The following is a 20,784-nucleotide window of genomic DNA, read 5'->3' as shown; positions in this document are numbered from 1 at the left end:
CGATCACCCCCGCATCAGGCCCACGCTTCCCTTCAAGCCGAGCCGCTCGATCCGGACATAAAGCGTGCTCTTGGCGATGCCGAGGTCACGGGCAGCGGAGGTCAGGTTGCCCTGGTGGCGACGGATGGCGGCAAGGATGGCCTCGCTTTCGGCGCGCTCAAGTGTTCCTATGGCCGCTGCGGGCGGGCGGAAGGCCATGTCCGCCCCGTTCGCGCCAGCAAGCTCCGGCGGCAAGTGGCCGGCCGCAAGGCTCTCGCCGCCGCTTTCAAGCAGCATGCCTTCCAGCACGTTGCGCAATTCGCGGATGTTGCCTGGCCAATCATGGTGATGGAAGGCTTCCAGAACCTCCGGCTGCATGTCCGGCGCCGGTATTTCGTAGCGGCGGGCGATCTCGGCAAGAAGATGCTCGGCCAGCGCGGGAAGGTCGCCCGCCCGGTCGCGCAGGGAGGGCAGCCTCAACGTCGTTACGGCAATCCGGTAGAAAAGGTCGGCGCGAAAGCGGCCCGCCTCGACCTCCGCCCTCAAATCGCGATTGGTGGCCGCAATCAGCCGCAGCTTGACCTTGCGCGGATGGTTTTCGCCGATGCGGTAAACCTCTCCGGCTTCGAGCACGCGCAGAAGATGCGGCTGGAGATCAAGTGGCATCTCGCCGATCTCGTCGAGGAATAACGTACCGCCATCGGCGGCCTCGATCTTGCCCGTCATGCCGCCGCGCCGTGCGCCGGTGAAGGCGCCCTCGGCATAGCCGAACAGTTCGCTGGTCAGAAGTTCACGGGAGAATCCGCCACAATTGATGGCGACAAAGGGGCCGGAGCCTTGCGCGCCGCCGGCATGCAGAGCCTGCGCGAAGGCATCCTTGCCGACACCGGTTTCGCCAAGCAGGAGAACCGGCACCGGACTCTTGGCCAACAGGCGGGCCCGCCGCACCGCCTCCAGATAGGCCGGCGAGCGGCCGGTCAGACGGTCGAAGGGATCGGCGCAAGCCGGAGCGCTGCGAGGCAAGGCCCGCAGGCCGGCGCGACGCACGACGGCGCTGCGACCCGGCAGAACCAGCACCGCCCCCAACCGCTCGCCTTCCAGCAGAACCGGTTCGATCCAGTCGTGGTCGATCCAGTCTGGCATGTTTTCCGGCGCGACGCGCCCCTCGCGCCAGGGCAGCGTCAGATCGCGGATCGCGCTCGTGGGACTGCCCCGCCCCTTGGCCAGTTCTGCCATCAGCGAGGCGGCCCGATCATTGGTCTTGATCGCCCGGCCGGAGCGGTCGAAAACAATCAAACCATCGCCACTTGGCGCGCGCAGCCGCTCGAGGCAATGATCGAGAAGCCGATAGCGCAACTTCATCTCCCGCTGTCCCAAACGGTTCTCGATCCGCCCGGCGGCGGCCACAGCCAGCGCAAGGCTGTGGCGGCTGTAGCTCTCGCTCAGGCCGGAAATATCGATCGCCCCGAGTGTCGCACCGCTCACCGGATCGCGGATGACGCTCGCCGAGCAGGACCAACGCTTGATCCCGGAACAATAATGCTCCGCCGAATGAATCTGGATCGGCTGGCCAATCTGCAGCGCCGTGCCGATGGCGTTGGTGCCACAGACGGCCTCGCTCCAGTTCGCGCCCGGCATGAGGCGAATGCGCTCCGTCGGATCGCGCAAGATGGGGTCGCCCTCGACACTCAGAACCACCCCTTCCGCATCCGTCAGCACCATGACCGTGCCGGTTTCAAACAGAAAGTCGCGCGCGGACGCCATGACCGGGGTGCTGGCTCTGACAAGGTCGCGGTTATCGCCGAGTATGCCGTGCAGCGTCTCTTCGACCACCGGGTCAGGCGCATGCGAGCGTCCGGGATCGACAATGCCATGGCAGCGCCGCCAGGAGTCGTCGATCAGCCTTCTAAGCGCATCCGAGGCCGGATCCTGCCCGCCCATGAAACGCTCCCAGGAAGACATGATCTTGCCGTCGTTTTCCGGACGTGAAAATGTCCGGTGCGAACCTTTGCCGGTCATCGTCGCTATTCCTCCCTTTTGCGGCGGCCCCAAAGCGCTCAAGGGCCAACGTTCCCTCCCCGGAACGGTCCCCAGCCGCCTGCTCTCCCAAGCCATGACGCCACCGATGAGAGAGGTTTAACACCAAAAAAGCGCCTATTGCATTCATTTTTCGCGGCTTTCGCCCTCCGCCCGGCGCCACAGCACCGGCCACCGGCCGCACTCCGAACGCCAACCGTCCGGTTTCCGGACGATCGCGAAACGCGGCCTGTCCGCGATGTTCTCGCTAAGCCCTTGTTCCTGCCTCAACCTTTCTGCTGCGCGGAACGTGGCAAGAATCCTGCTTCTCTTCCCATTCGGGAGGACTGACAATGATGGACAAAAAAAGCGATTTCTCCGGCGAAAATGCCTGTGGCCGGGTGCCGGTGACGATTCTGACGGGCTTTCTCGGCTCCGGCAAGACGACCTTGCTCAATGCGCTCACAGCCCGCCCGGACATGGCGGGCGTCGCCGTGTTCATCAATGAGTTCGGGGATGTCGGCATCGACCACCATCTCGTCGAGCGCGTGGACGACACATTGGTCATTCTCGAATCCGGCTGCCTTTGCTGCACCGTTCAGGGTGATTTGATCGGAGCCTTGATGCGGCTGCATGAGCGCATGTCGCGACGGGAGATCGCGCCGGTGAGCCAGGTGCTGATCGAGACCACCGGCCTTGCCGATCCCGCCCCCGTAGTACGGGCACTGATGGAGGATCGGCTGATCTCCGCCCGCTTTCGTTGCGATGGCGTGCTGACCGTGGTCGACGCGGAGCGCGCCCGCGCGCAAATCGCCCGCCACCGGGAGGCCCGCGTGCAGGTGAGCCTCGCCGACCGCCTGTTGCTGTCGAAATGCGATCTCGCCAGCCACGCCGAGCGAACCGCGCTGGAGCGGGAACTCGAAGCGCTGAACCCAACGGCACCGCGCTTTGTGCTCCACCATGGCGAGGCCGATCCAGAGGTTCTCTTCGGAGGCGGACTCTATGTTTCCGGCCAGACACCCACCGCTGTAACCGGTTGGCTTTCCGGCCAGCGCAACGCGGTCAAGAGCGTCTTCCATTGCGAGCCGCATTCCGGAAAGGTCTCGAGCTTCGTCGTCACGCTGGACGAAGCGGCCGGGTGGCGTGGCTTTGCGGTGACAATGGGCGAAATCCTCTCGCGCTGGGCCGGGCGGCTGCTCAGGGTGAAGGGCCTCGTCTCCGTCGCCGGTCTCGATCAACCCGTTGCGGTACAATGCGTCGACGAGGCCGCCTATGCGCCGGTGCGGCTCGCCGCCTGGCCCGAATCCGGCCCCCTGGCGGATCGGCGTGGCCGGCTGGTTTTCATCGGTGAGGACCTCGACGCTCACGTCGAGGCGGACATCCGCGCCCGGCTGGCAGCTCTGCCCGGCGACCGCGAGGCGCTTCGCCGGGCCACCGTCGTGGGATTGCCGACGCGCATCTGGCTTGGCGAACGCATGCCGCTCACACCCCGGCCCGGCCTCGTCTCGGACGCCTTCATAATCCAGCCGCGCATTCTCGGCGAAATGCCGGCGCGGATCTGAGGGATGCGCGGCACGAACGCAATAACCTTGGGGCAAACCGCTTCCTTGCGCATGACGCAGGTCATGCAGCGCGCCATGGTCTTGCTCCAGATGGACAATGCGGAACTGGCCGGTGCCCTGGCCCGGGAGGCGGCGACCAATCCCTGCCTGCGGATAGAACTACCCTTTCCCGCGCCGAAGACCGGCGGCGGTCCGCCGCGCTGGCGCCCCTCCCCGTTCAGCGCGGCGGAAGGGGAAAGCGAACGGGTGGCTGCGCCAGCCGCCGGCCTCTATGGCCACGTCACCACCCAGATCGGGCTTCTGTTCCGCACCCCGCGGGAACGCACCATCGCTCTCGTCTTCGCCGAGGCACTGGAGCCGAGCGGCTGGCTCGGCATAGAGGTGGAGGCCATAGCAACGCGCGCCAACTGCTCCCCGGCCGAGGCGGCGCAGGTGCTGGCGCGCCTTCAGGAGATGGAGCCGGCCGGGCTCTTCGCCCGCTCTCTCAGCGAATGCCTCGGCCTGCAAATCGCCGATCAGGGTGCGCTGACCGAGCCGATGCGAAGACTCCTCGACCATCTTCCGCTGCTGGCGCGCGGCGACATGGCGGCGCTTGCCGACCAGTGCGCAGTGAGCGCCGAGCAGCTCGGCGCGATGGTCGCCAAACTGCGCCGCCTCGACCCCAAACCAGGCGTACGCTTCGAGGCGTCACCCGATTTTCGCCGCCCGCCGGACCTCTTGGTAGAACGGGACAAGAGCGATGGGTGGCAGGTCACGCTCAACCGCGAGAGCCTGCCGAAGATCACGGTCGACCCCGACGCCGGGCAGCGCGGATCACACGCGCTTGCCGAGGCGCGCTGGCTGGAACGCACGGTGGAACGCCGAAACCGCATGATCCTGGAGGTCGCGGCCTTCGTCATCGACGTCCAACGAGACTTCCTCGAACACGGCCCGGCGAGGCTTCAGCCACTGACCAATGGTGAGGTGGCCGCAGCCATCGGCTGCCACGAAACGACCGTCAGTCGCATCCGCACCGGCCTGACGGTCGAGACACCGGCGCGGGTTTTGCCGCTCTCGGCCTTCTTCGCGCGCGGCGGCACGGCGCGCGCCGATGGCGGAGGGGTGCCCGGCCCGGCGATCGCGACATTGATCGCACAGCTCATTGCGACGGAACCAAAGGACAGGCCGCTGACCGACACCGACATAACCGAGGCTCTCGACGCCCGAGGCATTCGCATTTCACGCCGGACCGTTACCAATCGTCGCCGCGAGGCGGGGTTTCCGGGCGCGGCGGATCGTATGAAAGAGAGGAGAAGGACATGACACGACCCGCAAGCGGGAGAAAAATCTATGGCTCGGCGAGGCAGGCGCTCGATGGGCTCCTGTTCGACGGCATGACCATTGCGGCAGGCGGCTTCGGCCTCTGCGGCATTCCGGAACATCTGATCGATGCGCTGGTGGAAAGCGGCGTGCAGGACATCATTGTTGCCGCCAATAATTGCGGGGTTGATCATTTCGGTCTTGGCAAGCTGCTCGACACCCGGCAGATCCGCCGGATGATCGCCTCCTATGTGGGCGAGAACGCCGAATTCATGCGGCAATATCTCGCCGGCGAACTGGAAATCGAGTTCAACCCGCAGGGAACGCTGGCCGAGCGCATGCGCGCCGGCGGTGCCGGCATTCCCGGCTTCTACACGAAAACGGGCGTCGGCACGGTGATCGCCGAAGGCAAGGAGCACAAACAATTCGACGGTGAGACCTATGTCCTGGAACGGGGTCTGGTCGCCGATCTCGCCATCGTCAAAGCCTGGAAAGCGGATGAGGCCGGAAACGCCGTATTCCGCAAGACAGCGCGCAACTTCAACGCGCCAGCGGCGATGTGCGGCAAGGTCTGCGTGATGGAGGTCGAGGAGATCGTGCCGACTGGCAGCCTCGATCCGGATCACATCCATTTGCCCGGCGTCTATGTGCAGCGCCTCATTCAGGGTGCGCACGAAAAGCGCATCGAAAAACGCACGGTTCGTCAGAGGGAGGATGCTTGATGGCCTGGGACCGCAACCAGATGGCGGCACGCGCCGCGCTCGAACTCGTCGACGGGACCTATGTCAATCTCGGCATCGGCATTCCGACCCTGGTGCCGAACTTCATTCCCGAAGGCGTATCGGTGACGCTGCAATCGGAAAATGGAATGCTTGGCATCGGACCTTTCCCCTATGCTGGCGAGGAGGATGCCGACCTCATCAATGCCGGCAAGCAGACGGTTTCGGAAATGCCGAACACGGCCTATTTCGATTCAGCCACATCCTTCGCCATGATCCGCGGCGGCAAGATCGCCATGGCGATCCTCGGGGCAATGGAGGTCAGCGAAACCGGCGACCTCGCCAACTGGATGATCCCCGGCAAGCTTGCCAAAGGCATGGGCGGGGCGATGGATCTCGTCGCCGGCGTCGGTCGCGTCGTCGTGCTGATGGAACACGCCAACAAGAAAGGCGAATCCAAGGTGCTGAAGGCGTGCACCCTGCCGCTCACAGGCACGCGGGTCGTGGACCGGATCATCACCAATCTCGGCGTGCTCGACGTGGTCGAAGGCGGCTTGAAGATCGTCGAGCTTGCAGACGGCATCAGCGAGGCCGAGCTTCGCGCCGCCACCCAAGCGACCATCGTCGACTGACAAGCCGACCGCAGACACAGGAAAGCCGGGGCCTTGCGGTCCCGGCTTTCCTACGCGCGTGACGGTGGAGGAAACGTCAGGCGCGCATCCGTACCAGCGCGTCGAGCACAGCTTCCGGCGGATGGCCGGGCGGAATGCGGGCATAGCGAAATTGCGCGGCGCCGTCTTCCGGCAGCTCACCACCGGCAAAGAGCGGAACACTGACGTCCTGGCCCTGCACCCCATCGCCGCCGCCGATCACCGCATCGAACAGGGCTTCCTGCCCCGGACGAACGCCGCGCCCGACCACGGCCCAACGATAATGGCGGGCGGCATTGAACACCGGCGCATAGCGGTCCGCCGGACCGGGCGCGGTCTCGGCCTCCTCGATCAGCAAGCCACCAACCGGCCGCGCGGCCACGCAGCGGACGAAATCGGCGATATACATCGCCGCGTCCTCCACCGCGTCGTCGTCGCGCTCTTCGGGTTCACGCCCGACCATGCGTTGCGCCTCATCGAGCCAGACAGCAGGCGACGGCATGGCGAGAACCATGGGAACCTGCCCCTGAAGATTGGCCGCCACCGCCTCCGCCACCTCGTCCAGAAGCTTGCGCGGCCCCTCCTCCTCCAGCATGCGGCGGAGCGGAAAGGTTGCGCGCTTCTTGGCGGCCATCTCCACGGCCAGCCCCGGATAACGCGCGATCCATGACCGGTAAAGATCGCCGACGGGAACGACGGCGACATCATCACGCAGCAGGCCGCGCGCCTGTGAGAAGAAGGAGAGATATTTCGCCGCCCCTTCCGCCCAGGGATCTCCCTCAGGACCGAGAAGGAGCCGCCGGGCATAGCCCGACGACTCCAGCCAGACCCGCAGACGGTTCGCGCCCGGACCTCCGGGCAGCATATCCGCGAGGCTTATGCTCATTGCTTTTCGCCTCCCATCGCACCAAGGGCGGCCAGACGCGATTCCAGCTCGGCAATGCGCACATCCTTGGGGTGCGTCATGTAGTTCGGCCTCGGCTCGTCGCCGCGCCGGGTCTTTTCCGGAGAGCCCATATAGAGCGTGCCGACGTCATCGCCCCAGCAACCGAAATACTGGAGATGGGTCGGTGGCTTCGGCTTGTTCCACCCCTTGACGAACTCCGAATAGGGCACGGAGCGGGCGATGCGCGCCTTGCGCTCGTCGGCGCGAGCCTTCTCCGTCGCATCGAAATCGATGGCCAGTGTCGCCGGATCGAAGACCACCTTGTAGAGCCGGGCTGCCACCTCCGGCGACATGAGACCTTCCTCGATATCGCGGATGACACCCACCGGATCGCGTTCAAGCAAGTCGCCATAACCCGCACCCGCGCCCTGGCTGATCATGTAAAGCTCGCCCCGCTTCGAGATGTCGAAGCCCATGCCCATGTGATGGGTGGTGTATTTCGCCCCGTCGAAGGGCTGCTCATTCATGATCTCCTCGATCGAGTGGCGGAACTTCTCCGGCTCGTTCAGCAGCACGTCGTAGACGTCGACATCCTGCACCTTGCACAGCGGATAGGTGCCGCAGGCATAGCCGCCGAAGAGGCCCTGAAGCGGCGGGATCTTCGCGCCCTCGGCGGTGGTCATGAAGCCCCACTGCTCGCTGTCCTTGGTGGCGACCATCATCGTGTAGCCCTGGCCGCCGCGATACTTGCCGGGCGCGATGGCGTCGCGCGTCATCTTCTTGGAAACGAGCTGGAGGAAGGGCACTTCCTCCTCATTCAGCTCCTGCTCGCCGATATCGGCCATGGTGGCGAAGATCGGCGCCAGCGCATGCTCGCCGTCACGGTCCACCCGCGCGCCGGCACCCATGCCGTTCAGGTCGGCGCAGAGATTGCCGAGCGTTTCGCCATGCTGGCTGACCCCGCCCCAGATGAAGGTGTTGATCATGTTGAAGGTCGGGGCATGGACCTTGGTGTACTTCGCCGGGCAGGAATACAGGAACTTCGCCACCGCATGCTGGCCGGCGGTGAAGCCGGTGAAGATCGACATCAACGACTGTGAGTTCGGCGCGTCATAGGAGCAATTGACGATCGAATGCGGGTCGGTGATCACCTCGATCGGCGCGAAGGCCGCCTGACCGCGCGGCAGGTCGGGCCAGACGTAGCACAGGAAGACCTGCGCCAGCATGCCCTTCAGCCCGGCGACGATGGTATTGGTGGCGCGGTTGGTGAATTCCGGCGACGATCCCCGGAAGTCGAAGATCAGCCGGTCGCCGGTCTTGGTCAGCTTGCAGTTGATCTTGACCACGCAGTTCTCACGCAGCGTCGAATCCTGAATGATGTAGGTTCTCACCGTCATGTCCGGCCATTCGGAAATGCGGCGTTTCACTTCGGCGCGAACGTTTTCCATCGTCAGACGCAGGGTCGAGACCAGCGCTTCCGGACCGTCGGAGTTCAGCGTCTCCTCGATGCGCTGCTTGATGCGCAGGCAGGCGAAGAGCTTCACCTTCATGTCTTCGTATTGCAGCTTCGGTTCACGTACCGAATTTTGCAGGAAGGTGAGAATGTCGCGCTTGATCTGATAGTTCTCGACCACCTTGAAGGGCGACATCTTCAGCCCCTCGTCGGACGGGCTTTCCGCCATCGAGGGCATGCCGCCCGGCTCGATGGCACCGTTTTCGCCTTCGTGCACGGTCGACGCCACCCAGCAGACCAGCTTTCCCTTATGGAAGATCGGCAGGATCATCGACTGGTCGGTGTTGTGGACGTTCCCATAACGGCTGTCGTTGTGGATGAAGCCGTCGCCCTCCTTCACGCCCACCGTCGGGTCGTTCATCCAGTTCTTGATGATGAACTTGATCGGGTGGTGAACGAGCGCCGAGAAGATCAGCACGCCGCCGGCCGAGGCGATGGCAAGGTCGCCGGACGCCGAATAGACACCGGTGATGACGTCGCCCCACTTGGCGCCGGGGGCCGCGCCCATCTGCTCGACCATCTCATAGCCTTCATCGCAGCCAGACTGGATGCGGTCGCGGATCTTGGCGACGATGTGGCTGTCGGAGACCTTTGTGATGGCCTCGTTTTCCTGTGCGGTGCGCGGCATCAGGTCGTGGTTCTGCATGATCTCCGGATCGGGTCCGAGGAACAGCGTGGTGTCGTCGAGGAACTTCTTGATGAGGTTCATCTCTTCGAGTGAGGGCGTCTTGGCCCGTATGTCGATCTTGTTCATGGAATTCTCCTCCAGTCGGGTTGGGCGTTGGGCCCGGCGCTCCTCCCGCGCCGGGCTGGCCTTTCAGTGGCGGGTGACGGCGCTTTCGTTGCGCAGGAACCAGGAGGCCCCTTGCTTCGCCGTCACATAGGTCCAGCCGGGATTGACGAGGAAGGTCGTGACCTCCGAGGCGACAATCGCCGGACCTGCAATCTCGATGCCGGGCTCCAGATCCTTGCGCGCCCAGACCGGTGTTTCGAACGGCCCGTCATGACCGACGAAATGGCAGGTGCGATGACTCGAGGGCGCGGGCGGCGCTGTGCGCTCGGGCTTCGGAACCGGCTTGATGTCCTCGAACTGGACCGTCTCATGCCGGGCATAGGAAGCGACGCGGATCGTATTGATGCGGATGCCCGCTTCCGGTGCCTGCGACCCCTCGCCGAAGCGCTTGCCGTAGTCGGCCGAGAACTGCGAGATGATCGACAAGACATCGCCCGGCCCAAACACCTCATGCTTGGGAATAACCGCCGTGGTCTGCACGAGCTGGTTGCCGTAGCGCATGTCCAGTTCCAGATCGTGATGGATGTCTTCCAGCGGTACTCCCTGACGCAGCAGATCCTGACGGCCCTTTTCTTTCAGCTCAGCGACGATGGTGTTGAAGCGATCGTAATCGTCGAAGATGTGGCGCGTGTTGCTGTCGTAGAGCACCATGTAGAGCGACTGCTCATGGATATGGAGCTGGTGCATATTGCCCGCGCCGACCGCTGAGAACACGGACGAGAGTGGCGGCGCCAGAATGCGGTCGATATTGAGGTTCTGGGCGATGCCGCAGCAATGCAGCGGCCCGTTGCCGCCATAGGCCAGCATGGTGAAGTCCTTGGGGTCGTATCCCCTGGCACGCAGCTCGGTGAAGAGACCGTTCGCCATGTTGTCGTCCACCTTCTCGCGGATCAGCTTCGCCGCCTCGACGACCGAGCAATCGAGTTCGTCGCACAGCGCGTCCTCGATGGCCGCCTTGGCGCGGCGCGGATTGAGCGGGATCGAGCCACCGGCATAATTGGCCGCATCGAGATAACCGAGCAGAAGGTCGGCGTCGGTCACGGTCGGGCGCAGACCGCCGCGGTCATAGCAGGCCGGGCCCGGATCGGAGCCGGCGCTTTCCGGGCCGCATTTCACCGTCTTGTACATGCGATCATAGGAAGCGATGGAACCGCCGCCGGCGCCGAGCGTGACGAGATGGACCATCGGCACCGACACCAGCCAGCGGTCGATGACCGGATTGAAGTCGTAGTGTTTCACCCCGCCTTCGACGACGATGCCGATGTCGTAGGACGTGCCGCCCATGTCGGTGGCGACGACATTGCCGAGGCTGGCCTGCATGGCAAGATGCTCGGACGCGCCGATGCCCGAGACCGGACCGGAATGGATGGTCTGGAGCGCATCGGTGGAGTTGAGCTGGGCCATGCCGCCGGAGTTGTGGATGACCAGCATCGGCTTATCGTATTTGTGCGTGCGCAGGTTCTGCTCCAGCGCCGACAGCGCGTGGTACATGGTCGAATGCAGATAGCCGTCGACAATGGCCGAGGTGGCGCGCACATATTCGCCCTTTCGGCCGGCCACCTGATGCGACAGGATCACCGGGATCGCGCCAAGCAGATGCGAGGGGTATTCCTCGAGCACGATCTCCTCGATGCGCTGCTCGTGCTCCGGGTTTACCACGGCATTGACCAACGCCACGACGATGATCTGCGCGCCACGGTCCACCAGCTCACGAAGCTGGCGGCGCACGTCCTCCTCATCCAGCGGCATGACAAGCTCGCCCTGGAAATCAAGCCGCTCGCGGATGCCGCGGATCATATGCGGCTCGACCAGCGGATCGGGACGCTGGGCGTTCGGCATGTCCTGCTGGCCGAGATTGTCGAGACCCTCACCATAGCCACGGGCGCGGCTGAGAGGCACGGTCGCCTCGTAACCCGCCGTCACCAGCATGCCGATCTTCGGCCCCTTGTGCTCGATCAGCGCGTTGGTGCCGAGCGTGGTGGCATAGCGCACGCTGTCCACCGATTGCAGGATCTGCTCCAGTTCCAGCCCCAGCACGGAGCAGGCCTTGCCGAGGGCCTCGTTGAAGCCCATGGCCAGATTGTGATGCGTCGTCAGCGCCTTGGTCTCGATATATTGCTGGCCCCAGACGACAAAGCAGTCGGTGAAGGTGCCACCGATATCAACGGATACGCGTTTCATTCTCGCTCCCTATCTTTCTCAAGGGGACCGCGCCGCCCTCCCCGGCAAGCGCGCCCCTTAGAATATTCTGACCCCCGCACCCCATTGCGCGGGGCGCCGGCATCAGTGGCCGTGGCCGCGTCCGGGCACGACGGCAGGGCCGGCGTCCGGCAGCATGTCCGGGCCGCGCTTCGCCCATTGGGCCTTCAACGCGGGCACATCGACCTGCATGTCGTGCAGCGGCGGATGGCCGGGAATGGCGTATTCCGTTTCCACCTGCGTGCCGCAGTTCGGGCAGCAGAATTCGAGGATGCGCACCCATTCCGGGTCCGGGCTGAAGGTGAAGCGGTAGCGATCCGGGTCGATGATCGGCGGATGGATCTCACGCGGATCGCGGTTGTGAACCAGCAGCCCTTCCTTGTAGTTGCCCTCAGCGGGTGCGATCTCGTGATCGCACACCCGGCATTCCCATTTCTCCGTCTCGAGATCGATGCGGAGATATTCGGTCATCGGAATTTTCATATGGTCAGTCCTCCCGTTCCAGAATGATGTCGCCCGCCTCCGAGACGACGAAGCCCCAGCCCGCCGGCACGCGGGCAGTGAAATAGTCCTCCTCGAGGATGGCGGGACCGGCGGCATGGTCGCCCGGCGCCATCGAAGCGAGGCGATAGACCGGCAGCTCGATGCGGCCCTTGTCGACCACCAGAACCTTGCGCTGGCCATCGGCCTTCGCTTCGGCCTTACGCGGGAAGCCGACGTGACGCGTCTCGTCCTGGCGCAGGCTTTTCACCGCCGTCAGCTCCAGTTCGACCGTTGAAGCGCTTGCCAGCGCGGCCGGAAACTCGGGCTTGTCGCCCAGCGGGAAGACCTTCTCGCCCTCCGGCGTCTCGGTGACGAGACGGGCCGAGACCACATAACTGCCCTCCTCGAAGCCTTCGGCGAACATGTCGCGGGCGGCCTTGCGTTTCAGCGCGTCGAGGGCTGTGGCGAGCCCTGCCGTCGAGCGGTCCTCAAGCGTCGCCGCATAGCCCTGCGAAACATCGCAGGAACCGATGCCATAGGCGGAAAACACCGCCGCCATGGCCGGCACGGCAACCCGTCGGATGCCTGCCTTCTCGGCCACACCGCAGGCATTGAGCGGTCCAGCACCACCGAAGGCCAGCATCACCGTGTCCGGTCCGATCCGCGTGAAGCGGTGCAGTTCCTCGGCAATCTTCGCCTCGAAGGCATCCGACATGGCGAGGATCGCCGTATCGAGATCGACGCCCAGCGGCTCGGCGATATTGCTACGAACGGCGGCTTCGGCGCGGGCGAGATCCAGCCCCATGCCGCCACCGAAATAGGAAGCCGGATCGAACAGGCCAGCGAGCAGGCTGGCGTCGGTGATCGTCGCCTCCTTGCCGCCGCGTCCGAAACAGGCCGGCCCCGGCAGGGCGCCGACGCTTTCCGGACCGATGGCGATCTTACCGTCCTTGACCTTGAAGATAGAACTGCCACCAGCCCCCGCGCTCATGATCTCGCAAAGCGGGAAGGAAACGCTGATACCCTCGACGTGACCACGCCGGATTTCGGCGACCTTGCCGTCCGTGCACTGGCCAATGTCGGTTGTGGTCCCGCCGACATCGATGGACACAGCATCACGGAAACCGTAGAGCGCGGAAAAAGCCTTAACGCCCTCCATGCCGCCACGCGGACCCGACGAATAGGTCTTGATCGCCACCGTCTTCGCCACGCGCGAGGCATCGCCGTCATTGCGGAAGATCAGCAGCGGGTTCTTGGTGCGGAACTCCCTCAACCGGTTTTCGGCGTTGTAGAGGAAGGCTTCCATCGAAGGATGCAGAAAGGAATTGATGAGCGCGGACCAGGCGCGGCGACCCGGATTGCGGTCGGAGGTAAGATCCGACGTATAGAGAACCGGAACGGCCCCCAGAAGATGGCGCGGATATTTACGCAGCACGATCTTCTTCACCCGCTCTTCAGCCTCAAGGAATCCCGCACCGCCGAGTGCGATAACCAGGCGGTTCGCGCCCCTCGCCGCGAGCTGGTTGATGACCTTGACGACCTCCACCTCCGCTTCCGGCGCATCGAGCTTGGCAAGATCGATAAAGCTGACGCGGTCGCCCACCAGCGCCTCGAACACCTCGGGATCGTGCGCCTTCAACGCTGCGGGAAGCGTCGTCGAACCGCTGTCGAGAATGAGGCCCAGCTTCGGCCCCTTACGCTCGCAAATGGCGTTGGTGCCTTGCGTCGTGGAATAGCGGATGAGATCGACCTCTTCGAGAAGCCTCTTCACGTCCGCCGCGCCATAGACCACTTCGGATGCCTTTTGCAGCCCTTCGAAGAAGCACTTTGAAAGATCGTAAGGGGTGGTCAGAACCTTGGTTTTCTTTACACCGCCATCCGACATGATGCACACGTCGGTCAGCGTGCCGCCATTATCGATGTTGATTTGCAACGCCATCGCGCATTTCTCCTCCCGTTCCTGTCAGGCGGGCCTTGCGGCCCGTTCGGCGCGTTCTTCGCGCCGGGCTTTGCGGTCGCGGCGCGCGGCTGGCTCCTCCCCGCGATACCGGACCGTCTGTCCCGAGAAACAAGTGAAGCAAGTTCCCTTCCACGCAGCGGCGCAGCGGGAGAGATTCCGTCAAGCGGTTGAAAAAATTTGTTTATTTTCGAGATCCGCCTAACGCGGCACGGCGTCCCCACGTTGGGGCGTCCGGTTTCTGGACGGTTGCGCGGCGTCTCCGTCCGGAAGAGGGAAGGTTAACGTTCGACGATCATCCGCGCGACCAGTTCGGCGGCATTATGGACGCCGAGCTTCTTCATGATCGCGCCGCGATGAACCTCGACGGTACGCGGAGAAATGCCAAGCGCCTGACCGATTTCCTTGCTGGTATAACCGTTGACGATATAGCGCGCGACCTCACGCTCCTTTGCGGTCAACGCCGCCGAACTTGGCGGACGGTCCCGCAAATGTTCGAAGGTCCAGACCATCAGATGGAACGGGTCGGCAGGTGTCAACGTGCGCCCGCGCGCCCGTGTCCAGATGATCTCGCCGCTCCTGCACTGCATGAAGCGCTCGTCCTCATAGCGCGGACCGCTTTCCAGCCAGCGATGCCAGCGACTGCCGGTCTTCTCGTAGTCAACGCTGGAGGGGTATAGCACCCGGATAGATTGCCCTTCCAGATCGGCGCGGTTCCAGCCGAAAATCTGCTCGATCTCGGTATTCACGCGCAAAATACGCCGATCCGACAGGATCATGATACCGATGGGCGCATCCATGAAGCCTGTGAGATTGAGCAGTTCCTCCGACAGTGTCGCATAGTCCTCCAAGGCGCGCTCCCCCCATGCTGCGTTCGCTTCTACGTAACTTCTACGTAGATACCTACGTATTTTCCCGCATTGTTTCCAGAGACCGTCCGCCGGAACATTGTGGGCATGGGAGGAATGCACATGAAATCCAGCAGTTACATCATCGGCAGCGGCCACACACAGTTTGGAAAGCTGCAACAGACCCTTGAGGAACTGATCGTCGAGGCCGTTCGGGAAGCCGTCGCGGAGGCCGCAATCGACCCCGCGGAAATCGACGCGGTCTATCTCGGCCACTTCAATTCCGGCCTGGTTGCCGACGGCTTTCCCTCGTCGCTTGTCCATCAGGCCTATCCGGACCTGCGCTTCAAGCCGGCCACACGTTGCGAGAACGCCTGCGCCTCTGGAGCGGCGGCCTTCCACGGCGGGCTGAACCTGATCGAAGCCGGCAAGGCCCGCACCGTGCTGGTCGTCGGTGCCGAGAAGATGACCCATCGAACGACGGCCGAAGTCACGCAGGCCCTGGCCGGCGCTGGCTACCAGAACGATCCCTTCGAGGCGTCGCTCAGCTTCCCGCAGGTCTTTGCCATTGCAGCCGAGCGATATGGAGAGCGTTACGGCTCGCCGATGGATGCCATGGCCCGCATCGCTGCCAAGAACCACGCCAATGCGATGAACAATCCGCTGGCGCAGATGCACAAGCCGATGCCCTACGAATTTTGTCGCGAGGTGAGCGAGCGCAACCCGCTGATTGCCCCGCCGCTTCGCCTCAGCGACTGCTCCCTGGTGACGGACGGCGCGGCGGCCATCGTGCTGTCCTCCAGCGAGGGCGCGGCAAGGGATGCACACCGCCGGGTACGCATCGCCGCCGCCGAACATGTCTCCGATTACCTGCCGATGAGCCGCCGCGATCTCGTCGCCTTCGAGGGGCCGGAACGGGCCATCCGCGCCGCCTATGCGGCGGCGGGCATTACGGTGGAAGACGTCGATTTCGCTGAGGTCCACGATTGCTTCACCCCCGCCGAGCTTCTGATCTACGAAGCCATGGGGCTGGCGCCGAAGGGCAAGGGTGCTGCCGCGCTGGACGACGGCACGGTGATGCCGGAGGGCCGTACACCGGTCAACCTTTCCGGTGGGCTGAAGGCCAAGGGACATCCGGTCGGCGCGACCGGCGTATCCATGCTGGCGCTCGGCTTCCGGCAGTTGACGGGACAGGCGGGTGCCATGCAGCGCAAGAGCGCTGAATGGGGTCTTGCCTTCAACATGGGCGGCGCGGCGGTGGCGAACTATGCCACGATCCTGCACGCCGACCGGGCCTGAGGAAACGCCATGAACATCGCCCACTGGCTTTACCAGACAGCCCTCGTCTGGCCGGATCGGCCTGCGGTCTACGACGGCGATCGGCTCCATCGCACCTATGGCGAATTGCTGGCGGCGGTTTGCCTGCGGGCCCGACATCTCGCGGAAGCCTGCGGTATCCGCAAGGGCGACCGCGTGGCGATCTTCGCCAAGAACGCGCCGGACTATATCGAAGTGTTGCACGCCTGCTGGTGGATCGGCGCCATCGCCGTTCCGGTGAACTGCAAGCTGCATCCGCGCGAGGCGGAGTGGATCGTGGAGAATGCCGAAGCGTCGCTGGTCTTCACTGACAAGGGCGAGACTTTCGCCCCCCGTCCCGACCGGCAGGAACTGGCGCTGACGGCGTCCGCCGGGACAGGCGGGCAGGTGACACCGCCGCTGGCTCTCGATGACGACGAGCTCGCCTGGCTGTTCTACACGTCGGGCACGACGGGCAAACCGAAAGGCGTCATGCTCTCACATGACAATCTCCGCCAGATGACGCTGTGCTACACGCTGGATGTGGATGAGGCGCGCGCCTGCGACCATATGCTCTACGCCGCGCCTATGTCGCATGGGGCGGGGCTTTACATGCTCCCGCATATCCGTGCCGGCAGTGCCCATATCGTACCGGCCTCGCGCGGCTTCGATTGCGGCGAGATCATCGCTCTGGCGCAAAGCCGGGGTGGTCTGGTGTTCTTCGCCGCTCCCACCATGGTGAAACGTCTGGTGGCCGCCGCCCGCGAGCGCGCTTACCGGGGCGAGGGTATCCGCACCATCATCTATGGCGGCGGACCGATGTACGCCAGCGACATAGACGAGGCGCTGGAGCTGTTCGGCCCCCGTTTCTCGCAGATCTACGGACAGGGCGAAACGCCGATGACGATCTCGGTGCTGCGGCGCGACATGGTGGCGGATGCGCTTCACCCGCGCTGGCGGACACGCCGCGCTTCCGTCGGTATCGCGCAGGGCTGCGTCACGCTCGGCATTCTCGGACCGGGCGGAGAACAGCTCGAACCGGGCGAGACCGGTGAAATCTGCGTAAAAAGCCCGACCGTGATGCGCGGCTACTGGAACAATCCGGACGCCACGGCGGAAACGCTGCGGGACGGCTGGCTTCACACCGGTGATCTCGGCCACATGGACGAGGATGGCTTTCTCTACCTCACCGATCGCTCGAAGGACGTCATCATCTCTGGCGGCACCAACATCTACCCGCGTGAGGTGGAGGAGACGCTCCTGCGCCACCCCGCCGTATTCGAGGTGGCGGTGATCGGCGAACCCGAACCGGAATGGGGCGAACAGGTTGTCGCCTATGTCGTCTTCGAACCGGGTCGAAGCGCGGCCGAGAGCGATCTTGACCTCTGGTGCCGCAACGAGATTGCCGCCTTCAAGCGCCCGAAACGCTACGTCTTCGTGCCCGATCTGCCGAAGAACGGTTACGGCAAGATCCTGAAAACCGAAATTCGCGCGGGGACTATAGCCAGCGCGCAATGATTACCGCCGGGCCGGAGGAGCCCGGCGACAACAAGGGAGGATAATCTATGAAAAGACGCGATTTTCTGAAGAATACCGGCCTGCTGGCCGGGGCCGGTTTCATGGCTGGCGGCCTGCCACTCGGCGCCCGCGCCAAAACGTCGATGAAGTTCGACAGCTATGTCACGGAAAACGCCGGACCCTCGTGGATCGACCGCTGGTTCCTCGATGAGCTGGAGAAGCGCACCAATGGCGAGGTCTCGATCAAGCGTTACTGGGCCGGCAGCCTCAACAAGGTCGGTGAGCACCTGAGCGCGGTGCGTGACGGCACGTCCGAAATCACCCTGATTTCGCCCGGTTACTATCAGGCCGAAGTGCCGGTTACGCGTGGGCTGGAATGGTATTACCGCGTCGATCGCGCCGATACCCTGCAACTCGTCTGCCGCGACGTCTACGAACAGTTCGAGCCTTTGCGGCAGGAATGGGAACAGCGGCATCGTTCCAAAGTGCTCTACTGGACCAACTGGAATTATGCGCCGCTGGTGCTGCGGGAACCGATCAATTCCATCGAGGACCTCAAGGGCAAGAAGATCCGTGGCTACGGCGTCGCGACCGACGTCATCGAACGGCTCGGCGGCATCGCCGTCCCGATGGCGGCCGGCGAGGTTTATCAGGCGCTTGAGCGCGGCGTCCTGGACGGTGTCTACGGTTTCGACTTCGTCACGGCGGTGGCCTACAAGCTGCACGAGATCGCGCCGAATTTCTACGACATCGGCGACGGTGCGCACGCGCCGGCCGTAACGGTCATGAACCGGGGAGTGTGGGAAGGTCTTTCCGACCCCAGCAAGAAGATCTGCACTGATCTCGCCGACGAGCTTTACGCCGGCAAATTCACCGAGATCTACGAGACGGTACTGACCGACTACGTGAAAAAGGCGCTTTCCGAAGGCGTGAAGTTCACGTCCCTTTCCGATGCGGAGAAGGCGAAGGCCCGCGCACGCGTCCAGCCGGCTGAGGTCGACCAGTGGATCGAGAAAGTGGCGAAGCCGAACGGCGTCGATGGCGTCGCCATGCAGGAGCTGGTCGAGGCTTCGATCGCCAGGCACGCGCCTTCCGGCAGGCTGAAACGTCCGGGTGAAATCGCGGCGGCGCTGTGAGGCGGTCATGCTGGTTGTGAACCGCTTCCTCACGCGCATCGCCGTCGTCACGGGCTGGGTGGCGCTTGCCTTCCTCGCCTTCATGATGGTGGGGATCTCGGTGGACGTCGTCGCACGGGCGGTTGCGGGACGCTCCGTGCCGGGACTTTTCGAAATGTCGGAAATGTCCATGGTGCTGGTCGTCTTCATGGGACTGGGCGTCACGCTTCTCGATGACGCCCATATCCGGGTGACGATGGTGACCGACCAGCTGCCGCCCAAGGCCGCAAGGCTGTCGACGGCACTCGCCTTCGCGCTGACCGCGCTCGCTTTCGCAATGCTGGCCTGGCCGGCGAGCGCGGAAGCGGCCTATTCCTTCGCGATCCGCGAATTTCGCTGGGGCGCGTTCCAGATGCCGATCTGGTGGGCGAAGATCGCGGTCGCCGCCGGCCTCTGGTTTGCCGCGCTACAGGCCCTGCTTCGCGCGGTACTGACGGCGACCGGCTGTCCGCCCGAACCGTCGCGAACCGGCAACGCCCTTCACTGAACCGTCTGAACCGGGGTTACGGCCCCGGTTCCCTTTATCTGGCTGCAAGCCACGCGGATCGACAGCGTTTCAGGAAACTCCATGGACACCTACGTCATCACCCTACTGGCCGTCGGCCTCATCTTCGCTCTCATGGCGCTCGGTACACCGGTTTTTGCTGCTCTGGCACTGTCTGGTGCCTTCGGTATCGTCATGGTGGAAAGCCTGACCTTTCTGCTGAACCGGCTGAAGTCCTTTTCCTTCGCCTCCGCCGCCAATTATTCACTGACGGTCATTCCCCTGTTCATCCTCATGGGGGCCTTCGCCCATCACGCACAGATCGGCAAGCGACTGTTTCATGTGGCCAACAAATGGGTCGGCCATCTGCCGGGCGGCCTCGCCATGGCAGGCATCCTCACCTCGGCGGGCTTTGCCGCCACCTCCGGCTCGTCCGTCGCCACCGCCGCCACCGTCGGCGCGGTCGCCATTCCGGAGATGAAGAAGGCCGGCTACGATTCGCGCCTCGCTGCGGGATCGGTCGCCGCCGGCGGCGTGCTTGGCGTTCTCATTCCGCCTTCGGTGCTGCTGATCTTCTACGCCGCTCTGACCGAGGTCTCCGCCGGCAAGATGCTGATCGCCGGTTTCATACCGGGTATTCTCACCACCCTCGTCTTCATGGGAGGCGTCGCCATTCTCGGGTCCTCCACCATGAACAAGGCGGCCCGCAGCCCGCGTGCCGGCTGGGGAGAACGCATGCGGGCCACCGGCCAGGCGTGGCAGGTGCTGGTGCTGTTTCTTCTCGTTCTTGGCGGCATTTATCTCGGATTGGTGACGCCGACAGAAGCGGCGGCCATCGGCGCGCTGGCGGCGTTCCTGATGTTGCTCTTGTCACGGTCCGGCAGGGCCCAACTGGGTGCCCACCTGCTCGAGAGCTTCCGCTCGACCGCAACGACCACGGTGATGATCCTATTCACCATGATCGGGGCCGGTATCTTCAGTTACTTCCTGACCCTCGTGCAAATTCCGCAGATGGTGGCCGAAGCCATCGTCGAAAGTGGCGTGCCGCCATATCTCGTCGTCGGCGTCCTGTTGTTGCTCTACATACCGCTCGGCATGTTTCTCGATGCCTTCTCGATGATGGTCATCACTCTGCCGATCGTCTTCCCGACCGTGACCGGCCTGGGCTTCGATCCGATCTGGTTCGGCATTCTGTGTGTGAAAATGTGCGAGATAGGGCTGATCACCCCGCCGATCGGGCTGAATTGCTTCGTTATCGCCGGCATTGATCGCGACACCTCCCTCTCCGACGTTTTCCGCGGCGCTCTATGGTTCGTGGTCATGGAAATGTTCACGATCGCGCTGATTTTCCTCTTCCCGGCGATCGTCACCTGGTTGCCGGAAACCATGATGGGTCGCTGAACCGAG

General features: G+C 64.0%; 16 protein-coding genes. 9 read left to right on the top strand and 7 right to left on the bottom strand.

Annotated elements, in window-relative coordinates; genetic code table 11:
• Window positions 1–3: 3 nt before the first annotated feature.
• Complete coding sequence (locus RNA01_RS08095) at window positions 4–1,998, bottom strand: sigma-54-dependent Fis family transcriptional regulator (protein ID WP_147179470.1); 1,995 nt, start codon at window positions 1,996–1,998, stop codon at window positions 4–6.
• Window positions 1,999–2,348: 350 nt separating this feature from the next.
• Here RNA01_RS08095 and RNA01_RS08090 point away from each other — a divergent pair, with 350 nt between their 5' ends.
• Genes RNA01_RS08090 through RNA01_RS08075 form a run of 4 tightly spaced genes read left to right on the top strand, consistent with a single transcriptional unit; the run spans window position 2,349 to window position 6,207 of the window.
• The gene (locus RNA01_RS08090) at window positions 2,349–3,557 is read left to right on the top strand and encodes a CobW family GTP-binding protein (RefSeq protein WP_147179469.1); all 1,209 of its coding nucleotides are present in this window, start codon (window positions 2,349–2,351) and stop codon (window positions 3,555–3,557) included.
• 3 nt (window positions 3,558–3,560) lie between these two features.
• A complete protein-coding gene (gene rpoN / locus RNA01_RS08085; protein WP_147179468.1) occupies window positions 3,561–4,859 on the top strand; it encodes an RNA polymerase factor sigma-54 in 1,299 nt (432 codons plus the stop codon).
• Window positions 4,856–5,578, top strand: a complete 723-nt coding sequence (locus RNA01_RS08080; protein WP_147179467.1) for a CoA transferase subunit A — start codon at window positions 4,856–4,858, stop codon at window positions 5,576–5,578. The genes rpoN and RNA01_RS08080 overlap by 4 nt, the downstream gene beginning before the upstream one ends.
• Window positions 5,578–6,207 carry a CoA transferase subunit B gene (locus tag RNA01_RS08075; protein ID WP_147179466.1) on the top strand — a complete coding sequence of 210 codons (630 nt, stop codon included), beginning with the start codon at window positions 5,578–5,580 and terminating at the stop codon, window positions 6,205–6,207. The genes RNA01_RS08080 and RNA01_RS08075 overlap by 1 nt, the downstream gene beginning before the upstream one ends.
• A 76-nt stretch (window positions 6,208–6,283) precedes the next feature.
• On the opposite strand, the gene RNA01_RS08070 is transcribed toward RNA01_RS08075, so the two are convergent.
• From RNA01_RS08070 to RNA01_RS24040, 6 genes are all read right to left on the bottom strand, one after another.
• A complete protein-coding gene (locus tag RNA01_RS08070) occupies window positions 6,284–7,111 on the bottom strand; it encodes a hypothetical protein (protein ID WP_147179465.1) in 828 nt (275 codons plus the stop codon).
• Entirely contained in the window at window positions 7,108–9,378 is a 2,271-nt protein-coding gene (locus RNA01_RS08065) for a hydantoinase B/oxoprolinase family protein (protein WP_147179464.1), read from the bottom strand. Before RNA01_RS08065 ends, RNA01_RS08070 begins: the two co-directional genes overlap by 4 nt.
• A 63-nt stretch (window positions 9,379–9,441) precedes the next feature.
• Window positions 9,442–11,598 carry a hydantoinase/oxoprolinase family protein gene (locus RNA01_RS08060; protein ID WP_147179463.1) on the bottom strand — a complete coding sequence of 719 codons (2,157 nt, stop codon included), beginning with the start codon at window positions 11,596–11,598 and terminating at the stop codon, window positions 9,442–9,444.
• A 102-nt stretch (window positions 11,599–11,700) separates the two neighbouring features.
• Window positions 11,701–12,099 (bottom strand): acetone carboxylase subunit gamma, encoded by a 399-nt coding sequence (locus RNA01_RS08055; protein ID WP_147179462.1) that lies wholly within the window; start codon window positions 12,097–12,099, stop codon window positions 11,701–11,703.
• Between the two features lie 4 nt (window positions 12,100–12,103).
• On the bottom strand, window positions 12,104–14,038 hold the full coding sequence (locus RNA01_RS08050) for a hydantoinase/oxoprolinase family protein (RefSeq protein WP_147179461.1): 1,935 nt from the start codon (window positions 14,036–14,038) through the stop codon (window positions 12,104–12,106).
• 299 nt (window positions 14,039–14,337) lie between these two features.
• Entirely contained in the window at window positions 14,338–14,907 is a 570-nt protein-coding gene (locus tag RNA01_RS24040) for a LuxR family transcriptional regulator (RefSeq protein ID WP_235916512.1), read from the bottom strand.
• Between the two features lie 114 nt (window positions 14,908–15,021).
• On the opposite strand from RNA01_RS24040, the gene RNA01_RS08040 reads away from it, so the two are divergent.
• The 5 genes from RNA01_RS08040 (at window position 15,022) to RNA01_RS08020 (ending at window position 20,778) form a co-directional block, all read left to right on the top strand.
• Window positions 15,022–16,203, top strand: coding sequence for a thiolase domain-containing protein (locus tag RNA01_RS08040; RefSeq protein ID WP_210245741.1), 1,182 nt, complete (start codon window positions 15,022–15,024; stop codon window positions 16,201–16,203).
• 9 nt (window positions 16,204–16,212) lie between these two features.
• Window positions 16,213–17,718, top strand: coding sequence for a class I adenylate-forming enzyme family protein (locus RNA01_RS08035; RefSeq protein ID WP_147179459.1), 1,506 nt, complete (start codon window positions 16,213–16,215; stop codon window positions 17,716–17,718).
• Between the two features lie 47 nt (window positions 17,719–17,765).
• Window positions 17,766–18,854: a TRAP transporter substrate-binding protein DctP gene (gene dctP / locus RNA01_RS08030; protein WP_147179458.1), complete on the top strand. Its 1,089-nt coding sequence runs from the start codon at window positions 17,766–17,768 to the stop codon at window positions 18,852–18,854.
• A gap of 7 nt (window positions 18,855–18,861) precedes the next feature.
• A complete protein-coding gene (locus tag RNA01_RS08025; RefSeq protein WP_147179457.1) occupies window positions 18,862–19,380 on the top strand; it encodes a TRAP transporter small permease subunit in 519 nt (172 codons plus the stop codon).
• 81 nt (window positions 19,381–19,461) lie between these two features.
• The gene (locus RNA01_RS08020) at window positions 19,462–20,778 is read left to right on the top strand and encodes a TRAP transporter large permease (RefSeq protein ID WP_147179456.1); all 1,317 of its coding nucleotides are present in this window, start codon (window positions 19,462–19,464) and stop codon (window positions 20,776–20,778) included.
• The last annotated feature ends 6 nt before the right edge of the window (window positions 20,779–20,784 follow it).

Origin of the sequence: Paenirhizobium naphthalenivorans (assembly GCF_007992095.1) — a bacterium.
In the GTDB taxonomy this organism is placed as follows: Bacteria; Pseudomonadota; Alphaproteobacteria; order Rhizobiales; family Rhizobiaceae; genus Allorhizobium; species Allorhizobium naphthalenivorans.
Note: the sequence above shows the minus strand (reverse complement) of the source record. Positions and strands in the feature narration are given on the sequence as shown.